Source organism: Halomonas sp. McD50-4, from assembly GCF_022348135.1.
GTDB lineage: Bacteria > Pseudomonadota > Gammaproteobacteria > Pseudomonadales > Halomonadaceae > Vreelandella > Vreelandella piezotolerans.
Genome location: NZ_JAKRFG010000020.1, coordinates 17,512 through 40,575, shown reverse-complemented (window position 1 = coordinate 40,575; position 23,064 = coordinate 17,512). Strand labels below are relative to the sequence as shown.

General features: G+C 51.6%; 23 protein-coding genes and 1 pseudogene. 13 read left to right on the top strand and 11 right to left on the bottom strand.

What is annotated here, in order from left to right; translation table 11 throughout:
• The first annotated feature begins 96 nt into the window (after positions 1-96).
• Positions 97-522, top strand: a pseudogene (radC, locus tag MHM85_RS17560) (DNA repair protein RadC).
• 174 nt (positions 523-696) lie between these two features.
• Here radC and MHM85_RS17555 read toward each other — a convergent pair.
• The 4 genes from MHM85_RS17555 to MHM85_RS17540 form a co-directional block, all read right to left on the bottom strand.
• Complete coding sequence (locus tag MHM85_RS17555) at positions 697-1,065, bottom strand: hypothetical protein (protein WP_239286532.1); 369 nt, start codon at positions 1,063-1,065, stop codon at positions 697-699.
• Positions 1,066-1,140: 75 nt separating this feature from the next.
• Complete coding sequence (locus tag MHM85_RS17550; protein WP_239286531.1) at positions 1,141-2,814, bottom strand: phosphoethanolamine--lipid A transferase; 1,674 nt, start codon at positions 2,812-2,814, stop codon at positions 1,141-1,143.
• A 21-nt stretch (positions 2,815-2,835) separates the two neighbouring features.
• Entirely contained in the window at positions 2,836-3,522 is a 687-nt protein-coding gene (locus tag MHM85_RS17545; RefSeq protein WP_239286530.1) for a phosphatase PAP2 family protein, read from the bottom strand.
• Positions 3,504-3,881, bottom strand: coding sequence for a diacylglycerol kinase (locus tag MHM85_RS17540; protein WP_239286529.1), 378 nt, complete (start codon positions 3,879-3,881; stop codon positions 3,504-3,506). The genes MHM85_RS17545 and MHM85_RS17540 overlap by 19 nt, the downstream gene beginning before the upstream one ends.
• A gap of 173 nt (positions 3,882-4,054) precedes the next feature.
• On the opposite strand from MHM85_RS17540, the gene MHM85_RS17535 reads away from it, so the two are divergent.
• Positions 4,055-5,044: an IS481 family transposase gene (locus MHM85_RS17535; protein ID WP_239286528.1), complete on the top strand. Its 990-nt coding sequence runs from the start codon at positions 4,055-4,057 to the stop codon at positions 5,042-5,044.
• A 227-nt stretch (positions 5,045-5,271) separates the two neighbouring features.
• Here the strand turns inward: MHM85_RS17535 and MHM85_RS17530 are convergent, their stop codons facing one another.
• Positions 5,272-6,411 carry a glycosyltransferase family 9 protein gene (locus MHM85_RS17530; protein ID WP_239286527.1) on the bottom strand — a complete coding sequence of 380 codons (1,140 nt, stop codon included), beginning with the start codon at positions 6,409-6,411 and terminating at the stop codon, positions 5,272-5,274.
• A gap of 291 nt (positions 6,412-6,702) precedes the next feature.
• Here MHM85_RS17530 and MHM85_RS17525 point away from each other — a divergent pair, with 291 nt between their 5' ends.
• The 8 genes from MHM85_RS17525 (at position 6,703) to MHM85_RS17490 (ending at position 14,023) form a co-directional block, all read left to right on the top strand.
• Positions 6,703-7,365 (top strand): response regulator transcription factor, encoded by a 663-nt coding sequence (locus tag MHM85_RS17525; RefSeq protein ID WP_058579755.1) that lies wholly within the window; start codon positions 6,703-6,705, stop codon positions 7,363-7,365.
• A complete protein-coding gene (locus MHM85_RS17520; RefSeq protein WP_239286526.1) occupies positions 7,362-8,762 on the top strand; it encodes an ATP-binding protein in 1,401 nt (466 codons plus the stop codon). Before MHM85_RS17525 ends, MHM85_RS17520 begins: the two co-directional genes overlap by 4 nt.
• A gap of 319 nt (positions 8,763-9,081) precedes the next feature.
• On the top strand, positions 9,082-10,224 hold the full coding sequence (locus tag MHM85_RS17515) for an NADH:flavin oxidoreductase (RefSeq protein ID WP_239286525.1): 1,143 nt from the start codon (positions 9,082-9,084) through the stop codon (positions 10,222-10,224).
• Complete coding sequence (locus MHM85_RS17510; RefSeq protein ID WP_239286524.1) at positions 10,193-10,912, top strand: TetR/AcrR family transcriptional regulator; 720 nt, start codon at positions 10,193-10,195, stop codon at positions 10,910-10,912. Before MHM85_RS17515 ends, MHM85_RS17510 begins: the two co-directional genes overlap by 32 nt.
• A gap of 228 nt (positions 10,913-11,140) precedes the next feature.
• Positions 11,141-12,172, top strand: a complete 1,032-nt coding sequence (locus MHM85_RS17505; protein ID WP_239286523.1) for an ABC transporter substrate-binding protein — start codon at positions 11,141-11,143, stop codon at positions 12,170-12,172.
• An 8-nt stretch (positions 12,173-12,180) separates the two neighbouring features.
• Positions 12,181-12,933 carry an ABC transporter permease gene (locus MHM85_RS17500; RefSeq protein ID WP_074211392.1) on the top strand — a complete coding sequence of 251 codons (753 nt, stop codon included), beginning with the start codon at positions 12,181-12,183 and terminating at the stop codon, positions 12,931-12,933.
• Positions 12,930-13,697: an ABC transporter ATP-binding protein gene (locus tag MHM85_RS17495; RefSeq protein ID WP_239286522.1), complete on the top strand. Its 768-nt coding sequence runs from the start codon at positions 12,930-12,932 to the stop codon at positions 13,695-13,697. The genes MHM85_RS17500 and MHM85_RS17495 overlap by 4 nt, the downstream gene beginning before the upstream one ends.
• Before the next feature lie 26 nt (positions 13,698-13,723).
• Complete coding sequence (locus tag MHM85_RS17490; RefSeq protein WP_239286521.1) at positions 13,724-14,023, top strand: hypothetical protein; 300 nt, start codon at positions 13,724-13,726, stop codon at positions 14,021-14,023.
• Positions 14,024-14,424: 401 nt separating this feature from the next.
• Here MHM85_RS17490 and MHM85_RS17485 read toward each other — a convergent pair whose 3' ends face one another.
• Genes MHM85_RS17485 through MHM85_RS17475 form a run of 3 tightly spaced genes read right to left on the bottom strand, consistent with a single transcriptional unit; the run spans position 14,425 to position 16,399 of the window.
• Positions 14,425-15,240: a hypothetical protein gene (locus tag MHM85_RS17485; protein ID WP_239286520.1), complete on the bottom strand. Its 816-nt coding sequence runs from the start codon at positions 15,238-15,240 to the stop codon at positions 14,425-14,427.
• Between the two features lie 15 nt (positions 15,241-15,255).
• Positions 15,256-15,990, bottom strand: coding sequence for a HupE/UreJ family protein (locus tag MHM85_RS17480; protein ID WP_239286519.1), 735 nt, complete (start codon positions 15,988-15,990; stop codon positions 15,256-15,258).
• 55 nt (positions 15,991-16,045) lie between these two features.
• On the bottom strand, positions 16,046-16,399 hold the full coding sequence (locus MHM85_RS17475) for a hypothetical protein (protein WP_239286518.1): 354 nt from the start codon (positions 16,397-16,399) through the stop codon (positions 16,046-16,048).
• A gap of 128 nt (positions 16,400-16,527) precedes the next feature.
• Between MHM85_RS17475 and MHM85_RS17470 the strand changes: the two genes are divergently transcribed.
• A complete protein-coding gene (locus MHM85_RS17470; RefSeq protein ID WP_085919469.1) occupies positions 16,528-16,803 on the top strand; it encodes a metal-sensing transcriptional repressor in 276 nt (91 codons plus the stop codon).
• Here the strand turns inward: MHM85_RS17470 and dmeF are convergent.
• Positions 16,794-17,759 carry a CDF family Co(II)/Ni(II) efflux transporter DmeF gene (gene dmeF, locus MHM85_RS17465; RefSeq protein WP_239286517.1) on the bottom strand — a complete coding sequence of 322 codons (966 nt, stop codon included), beginning with the start codon at positions 17,757-17,759 and terminating at the stop codon, positions 16,794-16,796. The two genes, MHM85_RS17470 and dmeF, sit on opposite strands and share 10 nt — an antisense overlap.
• A gap of 199 nt (positions 17,760-17,958) precedes the next feature.
• Between dmeF and MHM85_RS17460 the strand changes: the two genes are divergently transcribed.
• Both MHM85_RS17460 and MHM85_RS17455 read left to right on the top strand, forming a co-directional pair.
• Positions 17,959-18,687, top strand: coding sequence for a TetR/AcrR family transcriptional regulator (locus tag MHM85_RS17460; protein WP_239286516.1), 729 nt, complete (start codon positions 17,959-17,961; stop codon positions 18,685-18,687).
• A gap of 45 nt (positions 18,688-18,732) precedes the next feature.
• Complete coding sequence (locus tag MHM85_RS17455) at positions 18,733-19,713, top strand: MDR family oxidoreductase (protein WP_239286515.1); 981 nt, start codon at positions 18,733-18,735, stop codon at positions 19,711-19,713.
• A 134-nt stretch (positions 19,714-19,847) separates the two neighbouring features.
• Here the strand turns inward: MHM85_RS17455 and MHM85_RS17450 are convergent, their stop codons facing one another.
• On the bottom strand, positions 19,848-21,860 hold the full coding sequence (locus tag MHM85_RS17450) for a diguanylate cyclase (protein WP_239286514.1): 2,013 nt from the start codon (positions 21,858-21,860) through the stop codon (positions 19,848-19,850).
• Positions 21,861-22,368: 508 nt separating this feature from the next.
• Positions 22,369-22,923, bottom strand: a complete 555-nt coding sequence (locus MHM85_RS17445) for a carboxymuconolactone decarboxylase family protein (protein WP_239286513.1) — start codon at positions 22,921-22,923, stop codon at positions 22,369-22,371.
• Positions 22,924-23,064 lie beyond the last annotated feature (141 nt).

Genomic DNA, 23,064 nt, shown 5'->3' with positions numbered 1-23,064 from the left:
GGCGGGAGCAGCTTCTTGAGGATGGCTTCCCGGCGCTCGTCGGAGTACTTCATCGGAACCTCGTCACGCCCCACATCGTTCAGAGTCTAACAGCCGCTGACACTCCAACTAGCTTGACAGTGGGGGCGCCGCAAGCTCGCCAAAGGTCGCAAGATATCCCAGCCCTCGCAAGCATTTGATCACCTGCAGCTCCTGCTTCAGGACTATGAGCACGAGGTGTTCAGTGTGCTATTTCTCGACAGCCAACACCGTGTTATCCGCTTTGAAGAGCTGTTTCGCGGCACCATTGATTCAGCCAGCGTGTACCCACGAGAAGTACTGAAAGCAGCATTGGCCTATAATGCCGCCGCTGTGATCCTCGTTCATAACCACCCTAGTGGCGATCCTGAGCCTAGTGATGCGGATCGGCGTATTACCGAGCGACTGAAGGAAGCGCTTGGTCTGATGGATATTCGGGTGATTGATCATGTGGTGGTGGGGAGTGATGGATGCACGTCATTCGCAGAAAAAGGGTATATGTAAAAATTCGTACTCCGTAGCACCGGTACTGCCCTTGGGGCAGTACCAGTTTCAAATGCCCAATTTTTTTGTCTACTTGCCATCCATTAGGTAATTTTGCGAAAATAATAATAAAATTAAATTTTATTTGACCGCTAAAAATCAATCATTGCGATAAAAACCTTAGGGCTAAGGATTTTAAACTAATAAATATAAAACTATTAATGTGCCAACTCCGGCTGCTCCTAATGCATCAATCATATCTATCAAATCATTTTCAAAAACTTTCAATGCACTAGCAGAAAAGCAGCATCTAAGAAACTGTGACATGCCATTAGCCATAACACTTAATATAGCAATGGTGACTTCTATATATTGTTCTCCAACCACCCACAGCAGAATGGACAGTAAAGAAATCAAAACGATGCTGACTTTAAAGGAAAGGCACTTGGCATAACCAATAGGTATATTAATAATCATTATCGAATCCTTCAGGATTGCCATGCTTTTAGGTATAATCTCTTTCCAACCTTTTTGACGGGAAGTCAAGAATGGCGACACATTCATTTCATGCACCATAAATAGTTGGTAAAAATTAGGAAAAGTATGTCATGGAATACTTAACAAAAAATTAAGCATTCATCACTTGGCGAATCGGCACGCTTGACTAATATCTGCTTCCTGCTGATAAACGTCTGTCACTACGCCCAGCAAACCTAGCACGCTGTGGAATAAGTTGTCGTGTGAGGCGGCTTGGTTGGCACGACGGTGTAAACACTCAGTATCAAGCCTTTGTTGTTGTGAAAATGAGGTGGACAGCCACCAAATCATAGGCACATGCGTTTGCTTGTTGGGGGCAATAGCGTAGGGAATCCCGTGCAGATAGAGCCCTTTTTCACCAAGTGATTCGCCATGATCCGAGAGATAGACCATGGCGGTTGCGTAATCATGCTCACGCTCTAGCGTGTCAATCACCTGATCCAGGACGTTATCGGTATATAGAATGGCATTATCGTAGCTATTGGTGATGGCCTCTCTTGTGCATTTCGCCAAATCAGCATTTTCACAGGCAGGAACAAAATGCTCGTAGGCTGGAGGATAACGTTGATAATAGCTGGGCCCGTGGTTGCCTAACTGATGTAGCACAACCACCTGGTCAGCAGGCGTACTACTGAGTTGCGTTGATAAGGCTTGAACCAATGCCTCGTCGAGACATCGCCCATCTTGACACAGAGACGCATACTCCTCTGGTGAAACCGCTTTTGTCGTCACCCCCTCACAGACGCCTTTACATCCTGATTGGTTATCCAGCCAAGTAACCTCTAACCCCGCGTGCGCTAATACGTCTAGCAAGGACTCATGCTGCTGAGCATAGGATTTAGAGTACTCAGCACGGCCCGGTAATGAAAACATGCAGGGTAATGAGACCGCCGTGCTCGTACCGCATGAGGAAACGTCTGCAAAATTGATAACGTCAGGCCGTTGGGCAAGTTTGGGAGTGGTTTGGCGCTCATAACCATTTAAGCCCCAATTCGCCGCTCGTACCGTTTCACCCACCACGATGACGAGGAGTATAGGTTTGTCACCCTCTGATGAAGGGATGTAGGCGTCCTCTCCTACTGGGGAGCGCACCATATTTGCGTTAATATGCTGGCTAGAAAGAGCCTGCACCATAGAAACAATATAATTACCTGGAGTTATCAAATATCGAAGCTGCTTATTGTTTCGCATGAGCGACGATATTTCTTGGTAAGATAAAAATACGGCCAACAATAATATAGCAAAGCTGGCAATTAAGTAAGACGAGCGAAGCAATATAGCCTTCTTCCATGTCAAAGGCATTAGTCTGACTCGCCAAACCACAAGGGTCGGCAATAAAAAAAAGAAGGCCAAATGAATTAACAAACCGGTAGTGAGAAGTTCTTTCGCTTCGTTAGTGTCTGTTTGAAGCACATTATCCAACATGGAGGTGTCAAAATAGGTACCATAGTAAGTAGTGAAATAACTAACGAAGGCTGCAATTAGAAGAAGTAGCGTTAACAAAGGCTTGACTGTTAGGCGAAAAGAAAAGCTAGCAAAGGCTAAAAAATTAAGACAGATCATTACCAAGAGCATATTGGCAAAGGTTAGCCATGTATGAATGACAAACAGGTCATACCCCTCCAAGGCTTGCTGCCAAAAAGGGATGTTATAGAAAACGCTCAAGATGACTACTATCCATAAGACAAGCTGCTCTGTGTTTAACACAGGGCGATAATGGCAAAGTTTGTTAGCTGCTTTCACCATTTTAGAAAAAGCAATATTTTTTGGGGGCATCGAAAAGCTCTCTAAAAAAGGCTAATAAACACGGTTGACTAATAAGGCTTTTGACAGTGAAAAGCTTACTGTCCAGCAAAGCATCAGCGTCCAGAGATCGTGAGACAGAAAATGCGCTCCGCGTAGCTGTTGAGCAAACCCAAATGCAAGGCCAAGCCCTAACCCCACCGCAAGTCCTGTCCATCGCCAGCGGGGTCGTACAGAGGCGCAAAAGAAGTAAAGTGCTATCCATGCATATCCTGCACTGGCATGCCCAGCGGGAAAGCAGGCGGATGCTGGCAATGAGGGTGGGCGTATGTCGAGCAGGCCAATAAATCCTCGAACTCCTCCATAGCGCATTAAATCCCAAGGGCACTCCATACTCACCAAGTGCTTAATTGTCGCAACGAGTAACGTCGAAATAAGCGTTGAGGAAAAAAGATACAAAAGTGGTATGCGGTACTCTTTAAGACAATCAAAACTAAAGCTTAGTATCAACAGTATCAGTGTAGCGATACCCATCAACAGGCTTAGCCATTTACCGCCTTTGTGAATCACACCCTGAGCCAAGAAGGTATCTTTCCATGCCCAGGTACTACCTTGAAGGCGATAGAAAAAATCTGCTAGCGTGAAATCTACATTTAAAACACTAAAAACTGACATGGTAAGTAGAAATAAAAGCCAGGCGGATACCAAGGACATGAAGAATCTTAGTTGAATATCACGCATAGCCATACGCTCACTGTCATAAGAATGGTCAACATAACAGCTGCCGCGCCCATGTCTTTTGCACGTCCACTAAGCTCGTGATGCTCTGTTCCGATACGGTCAACAGCACACTCGATGGCGGAATTTATAAGTTCCACTATCGCGACAAGCGTCAGTGACAAAAATAGTAACGCCTTTTCAGAATAGGTGGCATCAATAAAAAATATAACAGGATATAAAACTAGACAAAGTATCACTTCTTGTCTAAAAGCAGACTCGTTTATCCAGCAAGCCTTTACTCCAGAAAAGGCATTAATAGAAGCACGAAGAATTCGTATTACACCCTTTCCATTAGGTTTTGATGCAGTTGACGTAGGCAAGTCGGAGCTCTCTTTGATAGGATATTCAAGCTATTATAAAGGCCAAAACTTAACGAAAAATTATGCAATTTTATTCAGTAGATGTAGGGTCCCGGATGATCAAATCGCCTATAGGAGTTATCCTCTGCTAGCCGCCAGGGAGCTTCTTCAGCAATTTATCCGGGAACAGGTTCATGAACATCAAGCTGCATAAACAAGCGACGACGACACCGAAGATCCGTGCCGAGATCCAGGCAGCGCCTTCCAGCATCACGGATAGCGAACTGGCCCGGCAGCATGGTGTCGCTACTGCGACCATCCGGCGATGGCGTTACCGCGACGATGTCCATGACCGACCGCATACCCGTCACAACCTCCTGGCCACGCTCACAGCTGAGCAGGAGGAGGTGCTGATCACGGCTCGTGAGTTCCTGCGCCTCGGCTTGGATGACCTCCTCGTCGTGGCGCGTGAGTTCCTGAGCCCAGGCTTGTCGCGCTCTGCCTTGCATCGCATGCTCAAGCGGCGTGAAGTGCCGACGTTGGCGGAACTGGCGCGGCAGGATGCCGGTGGCGACGAGAAGCCCCGGCACAAGCCCTTCAAGGACTATGAGCCGGGCTACGTGCATATCGACATTAAGCACCTGCCTCAAATGCCCGACGAGGAGCAGAAGCGCTACTTGTACGTTGCCATCGACCGTGCGACACGCTGGGCCTACTTGGAGGTCCGAGGCAGCCAGTCCGCGAAGGATGCTCGGGTGTTTATGAAGCAGGTGGAGAAAAAGGCGCCCTTCAAGATTCAGACGGTGCTGACCGACAACGGCAAGTCGTTCACGGATCGCTTCACGCGGGCAGGTGAGCGCAAGCCCAGCGGGCGCCATCCCTTCGATCAGGAGTGCCTGGCCCACGGGATTGAGCACCGCCTGATCAAGCCGGGAAGGCCGCAAACGAATGGAATGGTGGAGCGCTTCAACGGCCGTATCAGCGACGTGCTGGCGACCCGGCGCTATACATCAGGCGAAGACCTCGAGCAGACGCTTAAGCGATACTGCTGGCTGTACAATCACCACATACCGCAGAAAGCGCTGCATCATCAATCGCCGATCACGGCGATGAAGGAATGGCAGGCCAAGCGGCCTGAGTTATTTACCAAACGGGTGGTCAATCACACGGGACCCGACAAGTAGCTAAATATTCTAGCTGGAACAATCAAACAAGCCATTGCTGCTATGCTCTTTGTACAACCTGAGAACACCTGAGCCCACAAGCTGCCTCGCTTAGGCTTGTCCCTCTCATTCTCCATGACACTGGTTAGAACAAGCTTATTGCAACGCCTAATACACTCTTTGTTTCAGGGTTGCGTGCCCGGATACATACATTTTGACATCAAGTTTTAACCCCCTCTCGGTGTAGGCTAGCCTATTACCGCCGCCGTTTGCTCAAGCACTGTTGTGTTCTGTCTATCAACATTAGCGAGTATCGCTTCAACCACCGTGCTGACCTCTGGACGCCACAGTGTGGTGTCATAGGCTTCTCGTGGTACAAAGGCGAGTGATTTTTTCTGGCGTATGAGTGAAATGGTGGCGACATCGAGTGCTGCCGCTAAGTGCATAGGGCCTGAGTCGGGTGTTATAAGTAGTCGAGCTCGCTCTAAAACGGCAGCAAAATGTCGGATTGGAAGCGGTGGGCATAGGTAGCCATACATCGATGACATCAAACGCTGTTCAATGGGTGCTAGAAGCCGAAACTCTTCAGGCCCAAGAAAAACGATATAGCGTATTCTGTGGGCCTCAAGGTTCTCGATGAGAGTTAGCCAAAAGGCCAGCGGCCAACGCTTTTTTTGATGTCCACCCACAAAGATCGCGATAAAGCCAGAATCGGATAGATGATTGCTATGAAGGCCAATTAACTGTTGAATCTTTTCCATTGCCTGATAGCGCTCTTGCACAGTTAGCTGTAGCAATGGCCGATTCCGGCAGACAACACCGAGTGGGCGAGTCAAACTAACGATGAAGTCGTAAGCGTGGGACGACTTCGCATCAACTTCAATGTTGTACAAGCGTTGATCATCTTTACGAGACCCCATGCTGTAACGTGCCCCTATTAACTGAGTCACAATAAAGCCGCTCGTTGATCCCCCGCTGACTTGTACCGCTAGGTCGTAGCGTTGAGCTCTTAGGCGTCGACATAATGTTACACACTGCCAGGGACGAAGAATGGCAGTTCTCGATAATAGATAAAAATTATCTACAGGGCGTTGCTGCAATAGAGGTAGTGTTTTATCAGTTGCTAAATAGTCTAACGTTGCGGAAGGAAAACGTTCACGTAAAGCATCAATAACAGGGGTGCTAATGAGCGCGTTGCCTAGACGAAAATTAGGACGAATGATAAGAATTTTTTCTATGCCTACAACGCTGTCAATGGTTTCTGGGACAGGCGCTTTGAGAAGATACCGCATCCCTCCCAGAAAATATCGCTTTGCTCTTTTTTCTAAAAATCGAGCCATTATTTTCAAATAATAATTTGTTCTAATGCGTGTTAGTAAGTGCATCATTTGGCGCTCTTCAGTTAATAGCCGATGATGTGTCCCCGGCAACGACAGTTCAGACTCAAGCCGTCAGCCACTCAAAGCGATGCTTTGGCCTCGCACAAGGTCAGGGGTGTAGCTTGAACCTGAAAAACTTAAAGAAGAATTAAATCGCTCAGTAAAATTGCAAAAAAACAGAATGGCTATCTGACGGCCTGGATTCATATCCACGTTCTGTGTGGTCATTAAATCGCTATTTTTAAGAAAACCTTAATTTTTTGATGGCTAAAATAACAGCTTGTCGATTGAGGGAGCAGCATGCGAGCACTACTAGTAGAAGATGATCCCTTGCTTGGGGATGGCATTAAAACGGCTCTAGAGCGCGAGGGGTACACAGTCGATTGGTTCATGCTGGGCCGCGAGGCAATCAGCGCTATCGGCAACGAGACCTTCAGTGTGCTTATCTTGGATCTCGGGCTGCCCGATATGGACGGCATGCAGGTACTGAAGTTACTTCGCCGGCAATCCACTTTGCCTATTCTGATTTTGACGGCCCGCGATGCGGTCGAAGACCGTATTGGTGGTTTAGATGCGGGGGCGGATGACTATGTGCTCAAGCCTTTCAATTTACAGGAGCTACTTGCCCGCTTGCGTGTCGTAATGAGACGTTCTGAGGGACGTACCTCGCAGATATTGGCACTGGGGGCGTTGACTATTGATGAGGTACTTCATGCCGTGAGCTGGCGAGGCAAAGACGTTAAATTGGGCCGACGCGAGTATGCCCTACTTTTAGAGCTAGCTAGACACCCCGACCGGGTGCTATCTCGTCCCCGTTTAGAAAATTTACTATATGGTTGGGATGGCGAAGTAGACTCCAATGCGTTGGAGGTTCATATCCATCATCTTCGTAAAAAACTTGCTAAGCACTTGATCGTTAACGTACGCGGGATTGGCTACCGATTGGACAGCACGGTGCAATGACATCAATACGGCGTTATCTACTGCGCACGCTAGCAATTGCCCTGACTGTTACAGGCGGCATGGCGGTGACCGCAGCTTACTTAATTACAAATCACGAGCTAGAAGAGATTCTCGATACTCAGTTAAGTCTGCATAGCCGAATTGTGGCTGGCCAACTCGATCCAAGCGCAACGGTTGACGACTATGCTCGCCTTGCTTCACGCATGGGGCTGCCTCAGCATCCGGCACAGCTATATCGCGACGGTATTGCTGTGCCCGTGAACAGCTCTGACTCAGGTTCCAAGCTTTACCACGAAGAAGAACTTAAATTAGTACTGGGCTTTTGGAATGCTGATGGCTCACCTAAGTTATTAGGAAGCAAATGGAATGATGCTGGGCCCTTTCCCAAGCCTTTGGAAGAGGGGTTTCGCTGGGAAAGCTACAATGGTCATCGTTGGCGGGTTTTCAGTATGTTCGATGTTGCCAGCGATACCTGGATTAGCATGGGGCTGAGAGGTTCTTTTCATGATGAAGTAGTGGAACGTATCACCTGGAACAATTTATTGCCGATGCTTTTTTTGCTTCCACTCCTTCTTTGGCTGATGAACCGTATTATCCGGAAAGGGGTTGCGCCCATCCAAGCGCTTTCCAGTCAGGTACAAGGCCGCTCCGCTCGCGACCTAAGCAAAATCGATAATCCTGTTCCTCAAGAGCTTAATGGTTTACGTCAATCTCTCAACGACTTTATTGCCCGACTAAAAGAAACGTTAGAACGAGAGCGACGCTTTACAGCCGATGCGGCTCATGAGCTACGCACGCCTCTGGCAGCCCTGAGAATTCATCTTAACAACGCGCAGGCAGGCGAACAGCAATCACTACAAAAGGCTTATGTTGGGGTGGAGCGGCTGCAGCGTGTGGTGGAACAATTGCTTATTTTGGCTCGCTTGGATCAGGTTGCCGCAACACCGCCAACGACTATTGATCTTTATCCAATTATTGCTGAATTAGTCGCCGAGATGTGGCCAATCGCTGAAGAAAGAGGTCAGCACTTGAAGCTAAAAGGGTTAACCCGGCTTAAGGTTAGCGCCGATGAAGTCGAATTAGGCATTCTCTTTCGTAACCTACTGGATAACGCCTTGCGCTACACGCCGCAAGGGGGGCATGTAGAAGTGGAGCTGGCACTTTGGGAAGGAGCGCCTCAACTGATCGTGAGAGACACTGGCCCTGGGCTGCCCGAATATATGTTAGATAAAGTCACTGAACGCTTTAGGCGCGCTTCTGGCCAAGGCATCACTGGCAGCGGATTGGGGTTATCGATTGTTTCGGAATTAGTCCAACGCCAACGAGCCATTCTTACTCTGGCCAACCGTGAGTTTAGTGGGCTAGAGATAAATGTGAGATGGACACTACTCACGTGAATTGGTGTAAAAATCGTATTTTTTCAATATACATCTGCATGAGCGTTCAATTTATTGGATCACTACAATGCCACTGAATCGCTCTTGCTGAAAGGTTGGCGCCACTCCAATGTTAAGTAGCAGTCAATTTTCTGGCTGCCTGCCAAGTGGAAGTGGGAACGTCTATGAGTGGTGCAAAAGATTAGACGACAGCGCTGCATCACCTTTTTTAGTCGTTGTTATCTAACCAGCTTATCAGGTCGATAGGTGTTTTCGATTGTCCCTTACCTTAAAAAACTCTTAGATTGTACTGATTGGTACTTTTTTGAGAGATGAATGTATGGCTAACGTTTCGCAATATCCAAATCTGTTTAAACCCGGCGTGCTATCTGGTCTCAATCTGACCAACCGTCTCATCCTGGCCCCTATGACCCGCACAAGCGCTGAAGCCGATGGTCGTCCCACTGAGCGTATGCGGGATTACTATCGTGATTATGCCTGCGGCGGTTTTAGCCTGCTGATCAGCGAAGGAATCTATACTGATGAGCGCTTTAGCCAGGGGTATGACTACCAGCCTGGTTTAGCCAATCTAGCCCAGCAGGAGGCTTGGCAGCCGATTGTCGAGTCTGTTAAGACGGAAGGGGCAAAGTTCGTGGCACAGCTAATGCACGGTGGTGCCCAAACCCAAGGCAACCGATTCGTCGAGGACACGGCAGCTCCCTCTGCAGTAGCACCAAAGGGTGAAATGCTTGGATTTTACGGAGGGGAAGGCCCCTACCCAACACCCCGCCCAATGAGTGAGGCGGACATTCAGGAGGCCATCGCCGGTTTTGCGGCGGCTGCACAGCGGGCCCAAGCGGCTGGATTCGACGGCGTCGAGCTCCACGGAGCCAACGGTTACCTGATCGATCAGTTCATCTCTGAGTATTTCAATCACCGTGATGACGCCTGGGGTGGCAGCCTCGAAAGGCGGCTGGCCTTTCCTATCGCGGTGATACGGGCTGTGCGTAAAGCAGTGGGCAGTGATTTTCTAGTGGGTATGCGTCTGTCGCAAATCAAGGTGACCGACTCGAACTATCGTTGGGCGGGCCGTGAGGAGGCCGCCATCATCATGACCACCTTAGAAGCCGAGGGGCTCGATTACTTGCATTTCTCCGAGCTTGACGCCCTCACACCGGCCTTTGAAGGGACAGACAAGAGCCTGGCGGCACTGGCCAGCGAACTGATTGATATCCCAGTGATTGCCAACGGTGAATTGGGGGCTCCTCAGGCAGCCGAGGCAATTATCGCTCAGGGAGGGGCCGACTTTGTGGCTATCGGCAAGGCGGCCTTGGCTAATCACGACTGGCCACACAGGGTACGCAACAACCGTTCGCTGACGGCATTGGACTTCGCTATGTTGATGCCACGTGCGAACTTGTCTAATGAGGACGCTTGGCGGGAGCAACATAATGTCTCGGCAACTCTTGATGTCGGTCGATAATCAGCAAGGCCACGGCCGCAAGGCTAAGGGCGAAGCCACTCGACGACGCATCGTAGAGTCGGCAGCTGAGCTCTTCCACGCTCAGGGCGTCGATGGTACCGGTCTGGAGCAGATACTGCGTCAGGCCGGTGCAGGCAAGAGCCAGTTTTACCAGCATTTCCGCAATAAAGGTGCACTCGTTTGCGAGGTCGTCGTTTGGTGGGAGCACCGCCTCTTTGCGTCTATGGAAGATCACGAACTAGATAGCCTCGATACGCTGGAGCGGTGGCTTCTGTCCGCCATTGATCAGTTGGAAGTCGAGCAGTGTTATCGTGGCTGTCCGATAGGCACTTTGGCGGCTGGCCTACATGACAATGATGAGACCACCCGTGCTGCTGTCGGGCAGTGTTTCCGGGCACTCGACTCTCGTTTACGTGATGCGTTGCATCAGAGTCAGCAACGGGGTGAGCTTAGCGAGGAAGCTGACCTTGAGGCAATTTCCCATTTCATTCTGGCCAGTCAGCAAGGTGCTGCAACGCTCACCAAGGCCTATGGTGACAGCAGCGCTGGCCGGCTGGTGATAGTCCAAGCAATGCAATATGTGCGCTCTTATTCGGTAAACGGTCAAGAGCAGTCAGCTATTGCCACGGCTAAACGAACGCCATCACTGTCAGCAACGACGTTAACTAAGAGCCCACTATCCGGCTGATACCTTGTACATTTAAGTCCACGTCGGTATCGCTCCATGACCTCGCTGGAACATGAGCACGAGCAGGAATGTTCTGAGAAGCCGCACATTCATTGTCTTACAGACACCATCCCGTGCTTGGATTTAAAGAATATATGAGTATATGAATTTGTCGTATACAACCATTTTGGTTATATGCGGCAATCGTATAGGATACATGGTCACTCATTTTCCAATGGAGAGATCGCCATGCCCCGTTTCCTTCGCCCCTTGGCAATGCTAACGGCGATATTTGTTGGCACCACCAGCCAGGCTGATGATCACCTCACTACCCTGGAAGTTGGCTACATGCCGATATTACCGGTCGCCCAACTGTTTGTGATGGAAGGAGAGGGTTGGACCGAGGAGGCGGGACTGGAATTGGAGCTAACACGCTTTTCGAGCGGCCCAGCCATGGTTCAAGCGTTGGCCTCTGGCGAGCTTGACGTTATGTATTTCGGTATCGGCCCGGCGATGGTAGCCCGGGCTAACGGCGTCCCCATCAAGGTTCTCGCCTCTAGCATTCAGGAGCAGATCGGTCTGGTGGCGCGTGGCGAACAGGCTGGCCATTTTGAACGCGCTGGAGATGATGGTGCGCAGGCTATTGCCAGCTTCACCGCCGCAGAGGGCCGCAAGCCCAAGATCGCCACGTTCCCTCAAGGCTCGGTGCCGGATACCGTGCTGCGCTATTGGTTGATCGAACAGTTAGGTGTGGGTTTGGAAGCCGTTGAGATCGTCGCCATGGGTGCCGACCGCGTCCAACAGGCACTGCTCGCGGGTGCCGTAGATGCCGCCTCTATTTTGGAGCCCATTCTCACCACCGTGCAGCAACGTGACAATCAGGCCCGCGTGGTGGCCCGCGCCGATGCCATGCTTCCAGGCCAGCCGGGGGCGGTATTGGCTGCTCGTGAAGCCGCGCTGGCGGACCATCCTGAGGCTATGCAGGCGTTAATGGCACTGCATGTACGAGCCACCGAGATGCTCGTTGAAAATCCCAACAGTGCAGCACCCCATGTCCGCGAATTCGTCGGCAAGCGATTGATTCCTCTGGAAACTGTAGAAATGGCGCTCGCCTCTCCCTCATCTAATTACGGTAGTGATCCTCACGCCATTCGCGAGGGCACTCGGCGGATGCATGACTTTCAGATCGAACAAGGCTCTTTAAATGAGCCTGTGGATCTCGACGCCCTGTTTGATACGTCCTTGTATGACGCCGTCATCGCGGAACGTGACAGCAAATGATGGTAGGCATGACACGCGCCCAACGCACTCTCTATAGTGTACTGGGGCTGACCGGCTTTCTGCTTTTCTGGGAACTTTCGCTGCGAAGTGGTCTGTTGCCCGGCAGCTTGGTGCCATTGCCGTCATCCATTCCCGGTGTACTGTGGCTTGAACTGCTCGATGGCATCTGGTTTGACGTAGTGCGCTCAAGCCTTAGCCACTACAGCGTGGGCGTGTTACTTGGTTCGACTTTAGGCATTGCCGTGGGCATATCCGCTGCGCTGCTGCCCAGGTTTAATGCTGCGCATGCTTGGCTTGCTAGATTACTACGCCCCATTCCGCCGCTGGCATGGATTCCTTTCGCCATCATTTGGTTCGGCATAAATCCTTCTGCAGCCGCCTTCATCATCAGCATTGGCGTTTTCTGGATCAATTACTTCGCCAGCTACAGCGCTGTGCACTCGATTGATCCTGGCTATGACGAAGTGGCACGCGCCTTTGGTCAGCAGCGTTTTCTGGCTCGGTTGACCAAGGTCAGCTTGCCTGCGGCGGCCCCAGGTATTCTCAGCGGTCTGCGTGCCGGACTCGGTCAGGGTTGGATGACCGTGGTGGCCGCTGAGCTGTTCGGCATCCCTGGTATTGGCCAGCGCATGATGGAGGCTTCTAGCCTGCTGGCGACTGATATCGTGGTGGTTTACATGCTGACCATTGCCGCCCTTTACGCAACCTTCGACTTCCTGTTCATGGTAGTGCAGCGCAGATTACTAAGGTGGCAATCATGACCGACACTAGCATGACGATGCACCCGGTGCTCAGCGCACGAAACGTCAGCCTAGGTTTTGACGATACCACCGTCTTGGCCGGTGTTGATCTGACACTGCACCCTCAGGAGTTCGTGGCCGTTGTGGGTGCTTCAGGGGTTGGAAAGTCGACCCTACTGCGAGCATTGGCTGGATTGCTTGCCCCACAATCGGGACGAGTAGAGATACCCGAAGCCATCACACCAGACACTCGCGCCTGGTCAATGGTTTTTCAGGCACCAAGGCTTTTTCCTTGGCGCAGAGTACGGGGTAACGTGGAATTAGGCTTGGAGGGCCTTTCGCTTTCTAAAGCCGAGCGCCGCCGCCGCGCTTTGGAGCCTCTGGCGCTAGTGGGGCTTGATGAATTCGCTGAACGCTGGCCCCATACGCTCTCGGGTGGCCAGCAACAGCGGGTCGGCATTGCCCGGGCGCTTGCTGTTCAGCCCAGGGTGCTGTTCATGGACGAGCCCTTCTCTGCGCTTGACGCCATCACTCGGCGCCGACTTCAACAGGAGTTGGTTGAGCTACGTCGACGTACCGAAGCCGCCATTGTCTTTATCACTCACGATATAGAGGAAGCCGTCCTGCTTGCCGACCGGGTGATGGTACTAGGTAATGGCGAGATGGATCAGCCAGCACGGGTGGTTGAGACTCTTGAAGTCGACATGCCTCTTGATGATCGCCGTGACCAACCCGAATTCGCACCTCTTGTGCAGCGTGTCGAAACGATTATCGGCAACCACTGATCACGCGTTTTTTCTCGGAGATAACCATGCCGCCCCTTCACGTGCTGCTTCACGCACCCACGGCTGAGGCCTTGATTCGCGCCCGCCGTAATGCCGTCAACTTGCAAAAGGCCCGGCCAGATGCTGAGGTACTGATTGTCGCTAATGCTAGCGCTGTTGCCGCCGCCCTGACCACTCCTGACAAAACCGACACAATGCTAAGGCTATGCCGCAACTCCCTTGTGGCACAAGGACTCGACAATACCCGTGCCCTCACTGAGGTAGCGGCGGCAGTGGTTACACTTGCTGAACTCCAAGCAAAAGGCTGGGCTTATATCCGCGCATAAAACCTAAGCGCTTTGAATGAGTGAATAGCCAAATAAATCGTCCCCACGTGCTGAGCAACGCCTGTGATACTTCCTGAAGTGGGGCGCCTCGTAAGTGAACTGACCGCTTAGGCCGCATTGCCAATATTATCAGTGCCCACGATGTAGAGCGTAGTTTTGCCCCCGAGGAGTGAGAGGCCAATTCATGGCTGACTGCAGATATCGGCCAAAAGCTGATCTTAATATCTTTCGCATATATGTCTAAATACTTCTGATAACCTAGCCCACTATCTCATTTAATAATTTTTAAGTTAATTTATTACCAAGCGGTATAACAATAAATAAATAGCGATGCCGAGCATTTAATGATGCTGGTGCAAAGAATGCCCCTAATACTCCAAAGAGTGCTAGGGGCTAATCCGTTACAGGGCTTTCACTAACTCGCCGTAATCACCTCCCACACGCAAAACAATGGTCACATCGTTGTCATTACGGTTGCGGAAGAACCAGCCGTGATTGCCGGTGAAAGCAGCTTCAAGCTCACCTTCATCTTCGGGCACGCCACGTCCTTTCTCGTAGCTGATGGAGTTCCCATTGCCATCACCGTGTGTGTCAAAGTTGACGGGGCCACCTTCGGATACCCAAGCAAACGTCGCCACCGCCCCTTCTTGCATGGTGAGTTTGTACTCCGTGCCTTCTCCTGGCGTCAGGGTAAAGCTCACCTCATCGCTCCACGGGGACGCTTCTTCCGCTTGCGCCGTCTGTGAAGCAGCTTCCTCCGTCGCTAATGCCTCCGCCAGTGCCATGCTGGCATCGGTCATCACCCTGTCAGAATCTTCGAGTGAAGGTGCTACGGGATCACTAGCTGAGGCTGAATTGGCTGTTTGGAGAGCTATCTCTGCCTCGGACGTCGCAGTCTGAGCAACAGCATCGTTTACCGGCGCAGGCTGGCGATCACTGACGATCTCTTGAGATGCCGAGGGTTGAGACGCCTGTTGGGCCATGGCTTGATCGTTGGCCTGGTCAAGCTCGGCTTCCTCAGCCAACTGGGTCTTGATTTCGCCCATCTCAGTCAGCCCCAACAAACGCCCAGCGCCGGTGGGGTCAATGGCATACTCCGCAGGCAGTACGACGGTGATCAACAAAACGACGGCAATGACGGCTGCCATCAGCGTCGAGCGAAGTAACTTACCCGTTGACGGCAGTTCGGCACGGGTTGGAAGATCAGTGTTATACATCGGGGAATCCCTTAATTAGGCAATGAAATAGCTGGTGAGTTGATAACCCACCAGCATAAAACCAGCACACATCATGGCGACGTTGGCGGTATACGCGTGGCGTAAGAAGCCCGTCGTGCGTCGCCAGAAGCCCATCACAATGAGAATGGCGCTCAACGCTAGTAGCTGGCCGATCTCGACGCCTACGTTGAATGCCAGGAGGTTAGGGACGAGACCATCGGACGAGATATCGTACTCAATGATCTTGCTCGACAGGCCAAAGCCGTGAAACAGACCGAACACCAGTGTGGCGACCTTGGTATTGGGCTGAAAGCCGAACCAGCGCTGATACGCCCCGATGTTATCGAGCGCCTTGTAGACAACGGAGAGTCCGATGATGGCGTCAATTAGGTAGCTATTGATGCCGATATTGAAGTACACCCCTAACAGCATCGTTGTCGAGTGACCGATGGCAAAGAGGCTGACGTAAATAGCGATATGCTGCATTCGGTAGAGGAAAAAGATGACCCCTAACAAAAACAGGATGTGGTCATACCCCGTTACCATGTGCTTGGCACCGAGATACATAAACGAGATCAGATGAACGCCATAGATCTCTTGGATATAGCCCTTGTCACCTTCAGCCACCGCGTGAGCAAGCGCCTCGCCACTGGCTCCCAGTAGCATTAACAGCAGGGTTAGAAAGGCTAAGGCGTGGCGTCGGGCCATCATAGGCAAGCCGAGCGCACCCCTTACTTGGGATGGAAACATGCAACCTCCACGGGTCTATCATTAGTATTGGCCATCGGATAGATGGCCCCAGTCATCACGCGACGACTGGCCGTGGAGGACGCTCCAAGCGATAGACACGACGCTGAGGGGAACCGCGGCGTTCGCCTAGCCGCTGGGCATGACGGACGTTGGGTGCAATGGCAATGCTCGCCCCCAACCGGTCTGCTTGTTCGTGGAAGTGACTGCCACTCTCATGGGGGAATTGGTGACCGTCTTCATGCATGTGGCCATGGGTATGCCCATGGCCACTGAGATCACTCGTATGGTCGCTGACTATGCTCGCCGCCCCATGCGCTTGCGCCTCGCCAATGCTGGTAATGACCAAGCTAGGCAAGAACACTAGTAAAAACATCAGATAGCCAAGACGGTGGCGAAGCCGATGGAGCATGGAAAAAACAACCAGAGTGAAAGTGACAATCGAACAATACATGCTGCTTTAAAGCGAGCGTTGGCAGCATGATACCAATAGATTAACATCCCCCCTAGGGGGATAGAAACAATGAAAAGGAAAAGAACATGACACCGCATACCCACCAGTCGCATCCCGATATCATCAAGCGGCTAAATCGCGCTCGCGGCCATCTACAAAGCGTGACGCACATGATGGAAGAGGGTCGCCACTGCCTCGACATCGCGCAGCAGCTCCACGCGGTCGAGAAAGCCGTCCAACAGGCTAAGCGCGTATTGATCCATGACCATATTGAGCACTGTCTGGATGACGCCCTTAGGCCGCTCTCTCCGGAACAGCAACACCATGTCGACGATTTCAAAGCGATTGCGCGTTATCTGTGAGGAGCTAACGTTATGCTAGCGTTCTGCTCTTCCTCACAGGGCAATATCTCAACGGTGATGTGAACGAGAGAAGAACAATGGGCCTGGATATGGCGTTTGTAAGCCGAGGGCGACTCGGGTTCATGGGCCACGATGGAGACGATAGCGGCATAAATATTGGGGCCAATCGACCACACATGAAGATCAGTAACACAGGCATCTTCGTTCTCAACGGCCTGTTTGATGGCGTTTTCCATCGATTGATGCTGATGATCCAGTAATACCGTCGATGTCTCTTTTAGCAACTGCCATGACCAGCGGGTAACCAAGATAGCGCCTACAATCCCCATGGCAGGATCCATCCATCCCCACCCCGCATACTTACCCGCCAGCAACGCCACAATCGCGAGCACTGATGTCAGTGCATCCGCCAATACATGCAGGTAAGCGGCACGACGATTATGGTCATGATGATGGCTGTGGTCATGATCGTGATCGTGCCCATGATGGTGGTCATGATCGGCCTCGCCTAATATCCAGGCAGAAATACCGTTGACTACCAAACCTATAAACGCGACAAAAATAGCGCCATTAAACGAGATCTCAACAGGTTCAATAAAGCGGCCCACGCTTTCTATCACCATGTACAGGGCGAATACGGCCAGCAGTATCGCGCCTGTAAACCCGCCCAACGCGTTGACCTTTCCGGTGCCAAACGAGAACCGATCACTTGTAGCCTGCTTCCGGGCATAGGCATACGCGAAGGCGGCAATGCCCAGTGCCACCGCATGAGAGCCCATGTGCAACCCATCGGCCAGCAGCGCCATTGATCCGTATATCACCCCCGCCGTAATTTCCCACACCATCATGGCCAGGGTCAGCCCGACCACAATGAGCGTCCGCGACTCACCGGAGCGTTTATGGTCCTGACCAAACGTATGGTCGTGTTGCCATTGGTCAAGGCGGTGGTGATGCATGAAGGGCGTACCTAAGGAAAGAAGACTATATTCAGCGTATGCACTACCGAGCATTGCGACGCCACATATCCCCCCAGGGGGGATAGGTTGATCTTAGTGGAGAATAGATGGGGTCACAACTGGCCATGCGATAGCATCGCACTTTTTGTGCATCTGTTTTTTAAGCATTTTGCACACTTTCTCATTAATAGCTGTGAACGTGACTTCGTTTTCTTTAGCGATGCCTACTCAATTATCAAATCAAAGATTGACTCATGGGTTTTATTTTATAGACGGACAGTCTATATTTCTTCTTATGAATCATACCTCTCCCATCAAGCGGCGTGGCCGCCCTCCTAAGCATCCACATCATCATGTGGATACGCGTGCTGCGTTGATTAGAAGCGGGACCGAAGTGCTGACGGAGCAGGGGTTTGCCAATGCGGGCATCGATGGCATCCTCAAGCGCGTCGGCGTTCCTAAAGGGTCTTTCTATTACTACTTTTCCAGTAAAGAGGCATTTGGTTACGCCGTTTTAGAGCATTACGGCGCCTACTTTGCCAAAAAATTGGATCGTCATTTGCTCAACGACACGCTACCACCGTTGTTGCGTATCAAAGCTTTCGTAGCAGATGCCAAGGAAGGCATGCAGCGTCACGATTTTCAGCGCGGCTGTTTGGTCGGCAACTTGGGTCAAGAAGTGAATGGTCTTCCCGAGGGCTATCGTACATGCCTGCAATCGATATTGACCGACTGGCAACAGCGACTAGCGGTATGTTTACGTGAAGCCCAACGACTGGGCGACATCATTTCTTCAGCAGATTGCGATCGACTCGCTGAGGCTTTTTGGATTGGCTGGGAAGGTGCTGTCATGCGTGCGCGGCTTGAAGCGCAAACGCGCCCACTCGATATCTTTCTGGATACGTTTTTAGACGGAATATCTCCGTAATTTTTTTATCACTTAATAGACGACCGTCTATAAAAGAGGTGCAACATGTTCAAAGCATTGCTGATCGATAAGGCAGAGGGTAAGCAGCAGGTAGCCATTACCTCGCTGGACGAAGCATCGTTACCTGAAGGCGACGTTACTGTCAGCGTGCATTGCAGTACGCTTAACTACAAAGACGCTTTGGCCATTACAGGCAAAGGGCCGGTGGTGAAGCAGTTTCCTATGGTGCCCGGCATTGATCTATCAGGGGTCGTCGAGCATTCCGCCTCGCCTGACTTCAAGCCAGGGGATACGGTGCTGCTTAACGGCTGGGGCGTAGGCGAAAAGCATTGGGGGGGATTGGCCGAGAAGGCGCGCTTAGACAGCCGCTGGCTCATTCCACAGCCGTCAGCGTTTACGCCTTATCAGTCGATGGCCATTGGCACAGCAGGCTATACAGCAATGCTAGCGGTCATGGCACTGGAAGAGCGCGGCGTTACGCCTGACCAAGGAGAAATTTTGGTCACCGGCGCGAGCGGCGGCGTGGGCAGCTACGCGATTACGCTGCTGGCTCGCTTAGGCTATCGCGTCGTTGCCTCTACGGGGCGTCAAGAGGAAGCACCCTATCTTGTCGAGCTGGGAGCTGAGAATGTCATAGACCGTCGTGAGCTCTCCGATCCCGGACGCCCACTGGCCAAAGAGCGGTGGGCGGGGGCCATTGACTCTGTGGGCAGCCACACCCTTGCCAACGTGCTGGCTTCCACCAAATATGGCGGCACCGTGGCGTGCTGTGGACTCGCGCAGGGGATGGATTTACCCACCAGCGTTGCCCCCTTCATTTTACGCGGTGTCACGCTCGTGGGTATCGATAGCGTCATGAGGCCGTTGGCTCACCGTGTCGAGGCTTGGCGTCGCTTAGGAGAGCTACTGAGCCCTCATCAATTGGAAGCGATTACTCGGCCCATCGATCTAACGCAAGCCATTGGCGTCGCAGAAGACCTGCTTGCAGGTAAGGTCAGGGGAAGAGTGGTCGTCAACATGGCCTGATCTCATAACGTGGGTGGGGGCCGCACGGCGCTTAACTGAGCGATCTGCGGCCCCGCCGATCCTAAGAGTGGGAACTTTATTGTTTGTTAAATTGCTTTCTCTATCGGCTTTGAAATAAAGATTGAGTTTGCCTGCTATACATTAACATCTTCCTCGACTCTGTTTCGTCCGCTTTGCTTTGCGCGATAGCTCGCAGCGTCAGCGCGGTTGAGCACATCGTCGATCGTCGTATCCTCTGGGCGGAAATGGCTGACCCCGATACTGGCGGTGACTTGCCATTGATGACCCTCCGCTTCGATAAAGCTAGCGGCAATACTGGCACGCAGAGATTCGGCGATGGTGAGCGCCCGTGCGGGCGTACAGCCCGGCAGTAACACGGCAAATTCATCTCCCCCCTGGCGGGCGGCATAGTCACTGCTGCGAATCTCGCTCTGTACGATACGCGCAATCTGTTGAAGCATCTGATCGCCTAACGCATGGCCTCCTTGATCGTTGACTGGCTTGAAACGATCTAAATCAAACAGCATGACGGCGGTCGGTTTGTCTTTGGACTGCCACTGCATCAGCAACTCTTCAAGATGCCTCGTCAGCCCGCGACGATTGAGTAGATGGGTAAGAGGATCATGCTCTGCTTCCCAGCGCTTCTGAGCATAGTCGTGATGGTGTTGAGTGATATCGCGTACCGTACCCACGGTGCCAATAAACTGATCATCGACACGCACAGCCGCTGTTTGCACATCTAACCAGTACATCTCTCCATCGGTATTCAAGAAGCGAAACTGACGCGCAAAATCCGTTTGTTTAACGAGGCTACGTAACCAAGCGGTTCTTACCTCTGGGCGGTCATCGTGATGAATGCGGTCGCTCCAGTCTTGCAGGTTGCGGGGTGTTTCCTCACCTAAGATCTCGTGCAGCGCGTCGTTGATAAAGGTCAGTTGACCGCGAGGGTTCGTCACGAACGTACCTTGAGGCGACGCGGATAAGGTTCCTCTCAGCAAGGCCTCCCTCTCCGCTAAGTCGTGCAAGCTTGCTTGGCGTGCAGCTTCGGTACTGTTAATCACATCTATAACGCGGCGCAGCTCCTTCATCGTGGTGGGGATAGTCAGCACAGCGCGGTGCCCGTCTTGAAGTTCTTGAATCTGCCGAGCGAGATGCGCCAACGGGCGTAAAGCTAACCAAATCACTCCCCACACCAAGGGTAAAATCAGTACGAGTACGCCCCAGACGTAAATAGTAATTTGCTTCATGCCCGCCACCAGCGGGGCTTCGGCTTGGGTTTGCGGCAGATGTACGCCTACGATCCAGTTCGCAGGCCATATTTGCCGATAGGCGACCAGTTGGGATTCGCCAGCCAAAGACCGTCCCACACTCTCGCCTTCCCAACCATCTAACGCCTGCTCCAAGTCGGGTGAAATGGTGTCAGGTAGTGTGACAATGGCTTCTTGCTGATACGGAGCGTAAATACGTTGGCCAGACGCTGTTGTAATCGTCACGTAGCCGCCATCACCTAAGCGGAGCTGATCAAAGCTGTTAAACAGCTGGCTTTGCCTAAGGTCAACCAAGCCACCTAGAAAACCTGTGTAGCGACCCGCGTCATCGTGGAGGGGAACCAGCATCAGGACTAGCGGCGTGTTAGTAATGCGTCCAACCAGGGGGGCGCTGACATAAGGCATTTTGAACGCATGCATAAACCGAGCGTATTCACGATCAGCAAAGTTGTTACCGCTCCGCCCCCCGTCGGCAGGCCATTCATCTACGACATCGCTGCTTAGATCAAAGGCTATCAGCGCTTCAAAGAGAGGCTCCATCGTGTACGCGTGCTGTTCGAGTAGAGCTCCTTGCCTGGGAAGCGACATCCTCTCTGCCAAACGCTCCAGTTCGCTGAAACGCTCATTCACCTGACGCGTGATGGAGTGGCTAATGAGCTCTGCCTCGTAGCGCAGATGCTGGTGGTTGGTTTCATTCACCAGGAACTTGCCCGCCTGCCAGCCAAACGCAAGTACGATTAGGCAAAGCAGACCCCACAGCACCACGGCCCCCACAACCAAGCGTCCACGTAGCGTCGCGAAGGGGATTGTGATCATGCGCAGGAGCGAGTTCTGTACGCGACGTCTTGGAGCGATGGTGTTATTCGATATCGATGTCATGAACGGTACCTAACAGGCGAAGGTTCCACGCGATCGCGTATCGCCTATGTCTTATGAAGGAGTCTAGCCATCATAACAGTTGAAAAAGTGCTGAATTAGCTAAAGTATTAACAGATGCTCAAGGAAGGCTAGATCCGGCACTCGCCGATGGATATGGTTACTTGTGCGATTGAGCACTGGAAGACGATGACAGCAGGGCGAGTAAGGAGCGTAATAGATCAGACGACCCTTTAGAGAAGAAGCGACAGCACAGGCTAAACAATGGATGTCTAATTTGATGCGGCGCAAAATATCGTCTAGATTAATCTATGTTATGGCATGAAGCCTCTAGACAAGGATGTCACCCCACCATGGAAGGCCTAATTCTTTCTGGCTTGTTCCCTTTTATTGGCTCCAGCAGGAGCCTTTTTTCTTGTATTCAAGATCTTGAATAGTGTCGCCACTATTAAATAACCTTATTCCAAAAACAAGAAGCGACGCTGGAGCGCCGCTTCTCGCGATACATTTATTAATTAGCCTTATGCCACTCAAATTTTTTGAAGGGTTCATCAACCGGCGTGTCGGCTAGATGGTTGGTATAGTTGCTCATGACTTTCTGCGCTGTAACAAGTACGACCTCAAGAATGTGACGTCTTGTAAAGCCAGCCGCAAGGAAGGCCTGTACGTCATTTTCATCTACATTGCCACGACCACGCACTACGGAAAGCGTAAAATTACGCAGCGCTTCCAAACGCTCTGTGGGGAGCGGAGTCTCGTTTCGCAGCGCCTCAGTGATGGCATCGTCCACATTCATGGATTTCGCAATGCCCGTATGTGCAGGAACGCAGTAGTGACAGGCATGTTCAACATTGATGGTCTGCCAAACCACGGTAATTTCTTCCTTATTAAAACTGCTATCCAGTGCTAGCTGGTGCAACTTTTGATATCCCTCCAATAGCCCCGGCGCTTCAGCCATAACGGCGTGTAAGCCAGGAATCATGCCGAATGCTTGAATCGATGTATCCAATAGCTTTTGGCTGGGTTGTGGGGCGCTCTGCTTATCGTGAAGCGTAAAATCGGTCATGTAACGACTCCTTTACTTAACTCAACAAAAAAGATGTCTTGCCATAGGCAGTAGCATGATTTTGAGTGATCGCTCAAAAAAAGACGCAATGGGTAAGGCCTTCATCGAGCAAGACTGTAGCTGTACTTGAGCGATTGCTCA

Coding starts and splice junctions, on each gene's coding strand:
- MHM85_RS17555 (WP_239286532.1), bottom strand. CDS start 1,065: ATGAATGTGTCGCCATTCTTGACTTCCCGTCAAAAAGGTTGGAAAGAG.
- MHM85_RS17550 (WP_239286531.1), bottom strand. CDS start 2,814: ATGCCCCCAAAAAATATTGCTTTTTCTAAAATGGTGAAAGCAGCTAAC.
- MHM85_RS17545 (WP_239286530.1), bottom strand. CDS start 3,522: ATGCGTGATATTCAACTAAGATTCTTCATGTCCTTGGTATCCGCCTGG.
- MHM85_RS17535 (WP_239286528.1), top strand. CDS start 4,055: ATGAACATCAAGCTGCATAAACAAGCGACGACGACACCGAAGATCCGT.
- MHM85_RS17530 (WP_239286527.1), bottom strand. CDS start 6,411: ATGATGCACTTACTAACACGCATTAGAACAAATTATTATTTGAAAATA.
- MHM85_RS17525 (WP_058579755.1), top strand. CDS start 6,703: ATGCGAGCACTACTAGTAGAAGATGATCCCTTGCTTGGGGATGGCATT.
- MHM85_RS17520 (WP_239286526.1), top strand. CDS start 7,362: ATGACATCAATACGGCGTTATCTACTGCGCACGCTAGCAATTGCCCTG.
- MHM85_RS17515 (WP_239286525.1), top strand. CDS start 9,082: ATGGCTAACGTTTCGCAATATCCAAATCTGTTTAAACCCGGCGTGCTA.
- MHM85_RS17510 (WP_239286524.1), top strand. CDS start 10,193: ATGTCTCGGCAACTCTTGATGTCGGTCGATAATCAGCAAGGCCACGGC.
- MHM85_RS17505 (WP_239286523.1), top strand. CDS start 11,141: ATGCCCCGTTTCCTTCGCCCCTTGGCAATGCTAACGGCGATATTTGTT.
- MHM85_RS17500 (WP_074211392.1), top strand. CDS start 12,181: ATGACACGCGCCCAACGCACTCTCTATAGTGTACTGGGGCTGACCGGC.
- MHM85_RS17495 (WP_239286522.1), top strand. CDS start 12,930: ATGACCGACACTAGCATGACGATGCACCCGGTGCTCAGCGCACGAAAC.
- MHM85_RS17490 (WP_239286521.1), top strand. CDS start 13,724: ATGCCGCCCCTTCACGTGCTGCTTCACGCACCCACGGCTGAGGCCTTG.
- MHM85_RS17485 (WP_239286520.1), bottom strand. CDS start 15,240: ATGTATAACACTGATCTTCCAACCCGTGCCGAACTGCCGTCAACGGGT.
- MHM85_RS17480 (WP_239286519.1), bottom strand. CDS start 15,990: ATGTTTCCATCCCAAGTAAGGGGTGCGCTCGGCTTGCCTATGATGGCC.
- MHM85_RS17475 (WP_239286518.1), bottom strand. CDS start 16,399: ATGCTCCATCGGCTTCGCCACCGTCTTGGCTATCTGATGTTTTTACTA.
- MHM85_RS17470 (WP_085919469.1), top strand. CDS start 16,528: ATGACACCGCATACCCACCAGTCGCATCCCGATATCATCAAGCGGCTA.
- dmeF (WP_239286517.1), bottom strand. CDS start 17,759: ATGCATCACCACCGCCTTGACCAATGGCAACACGACCATACGTTTGGT.
- MHM85_RS17455 (WP_239286515.1), top strand. CDS start 18,733: ATGTTCAAAGCATTGCTGATCGATAAGGCAGAGGGTAAGCAGCAGGTA.
- MHM85_RS17450 (WP_239286514.1), bottom strand. CDS start 21,860: ATGACATCGATATCGAATAACACCATCGCTCCAAGACGTCGCGTACAG.
- MHM85_RS17445 (WP_239286513.1), bottom strand. CDS start 22,923: ATGACCGATTTTACGCTTCACGATAAGCAGAGCGCCCCACAACCCAGC.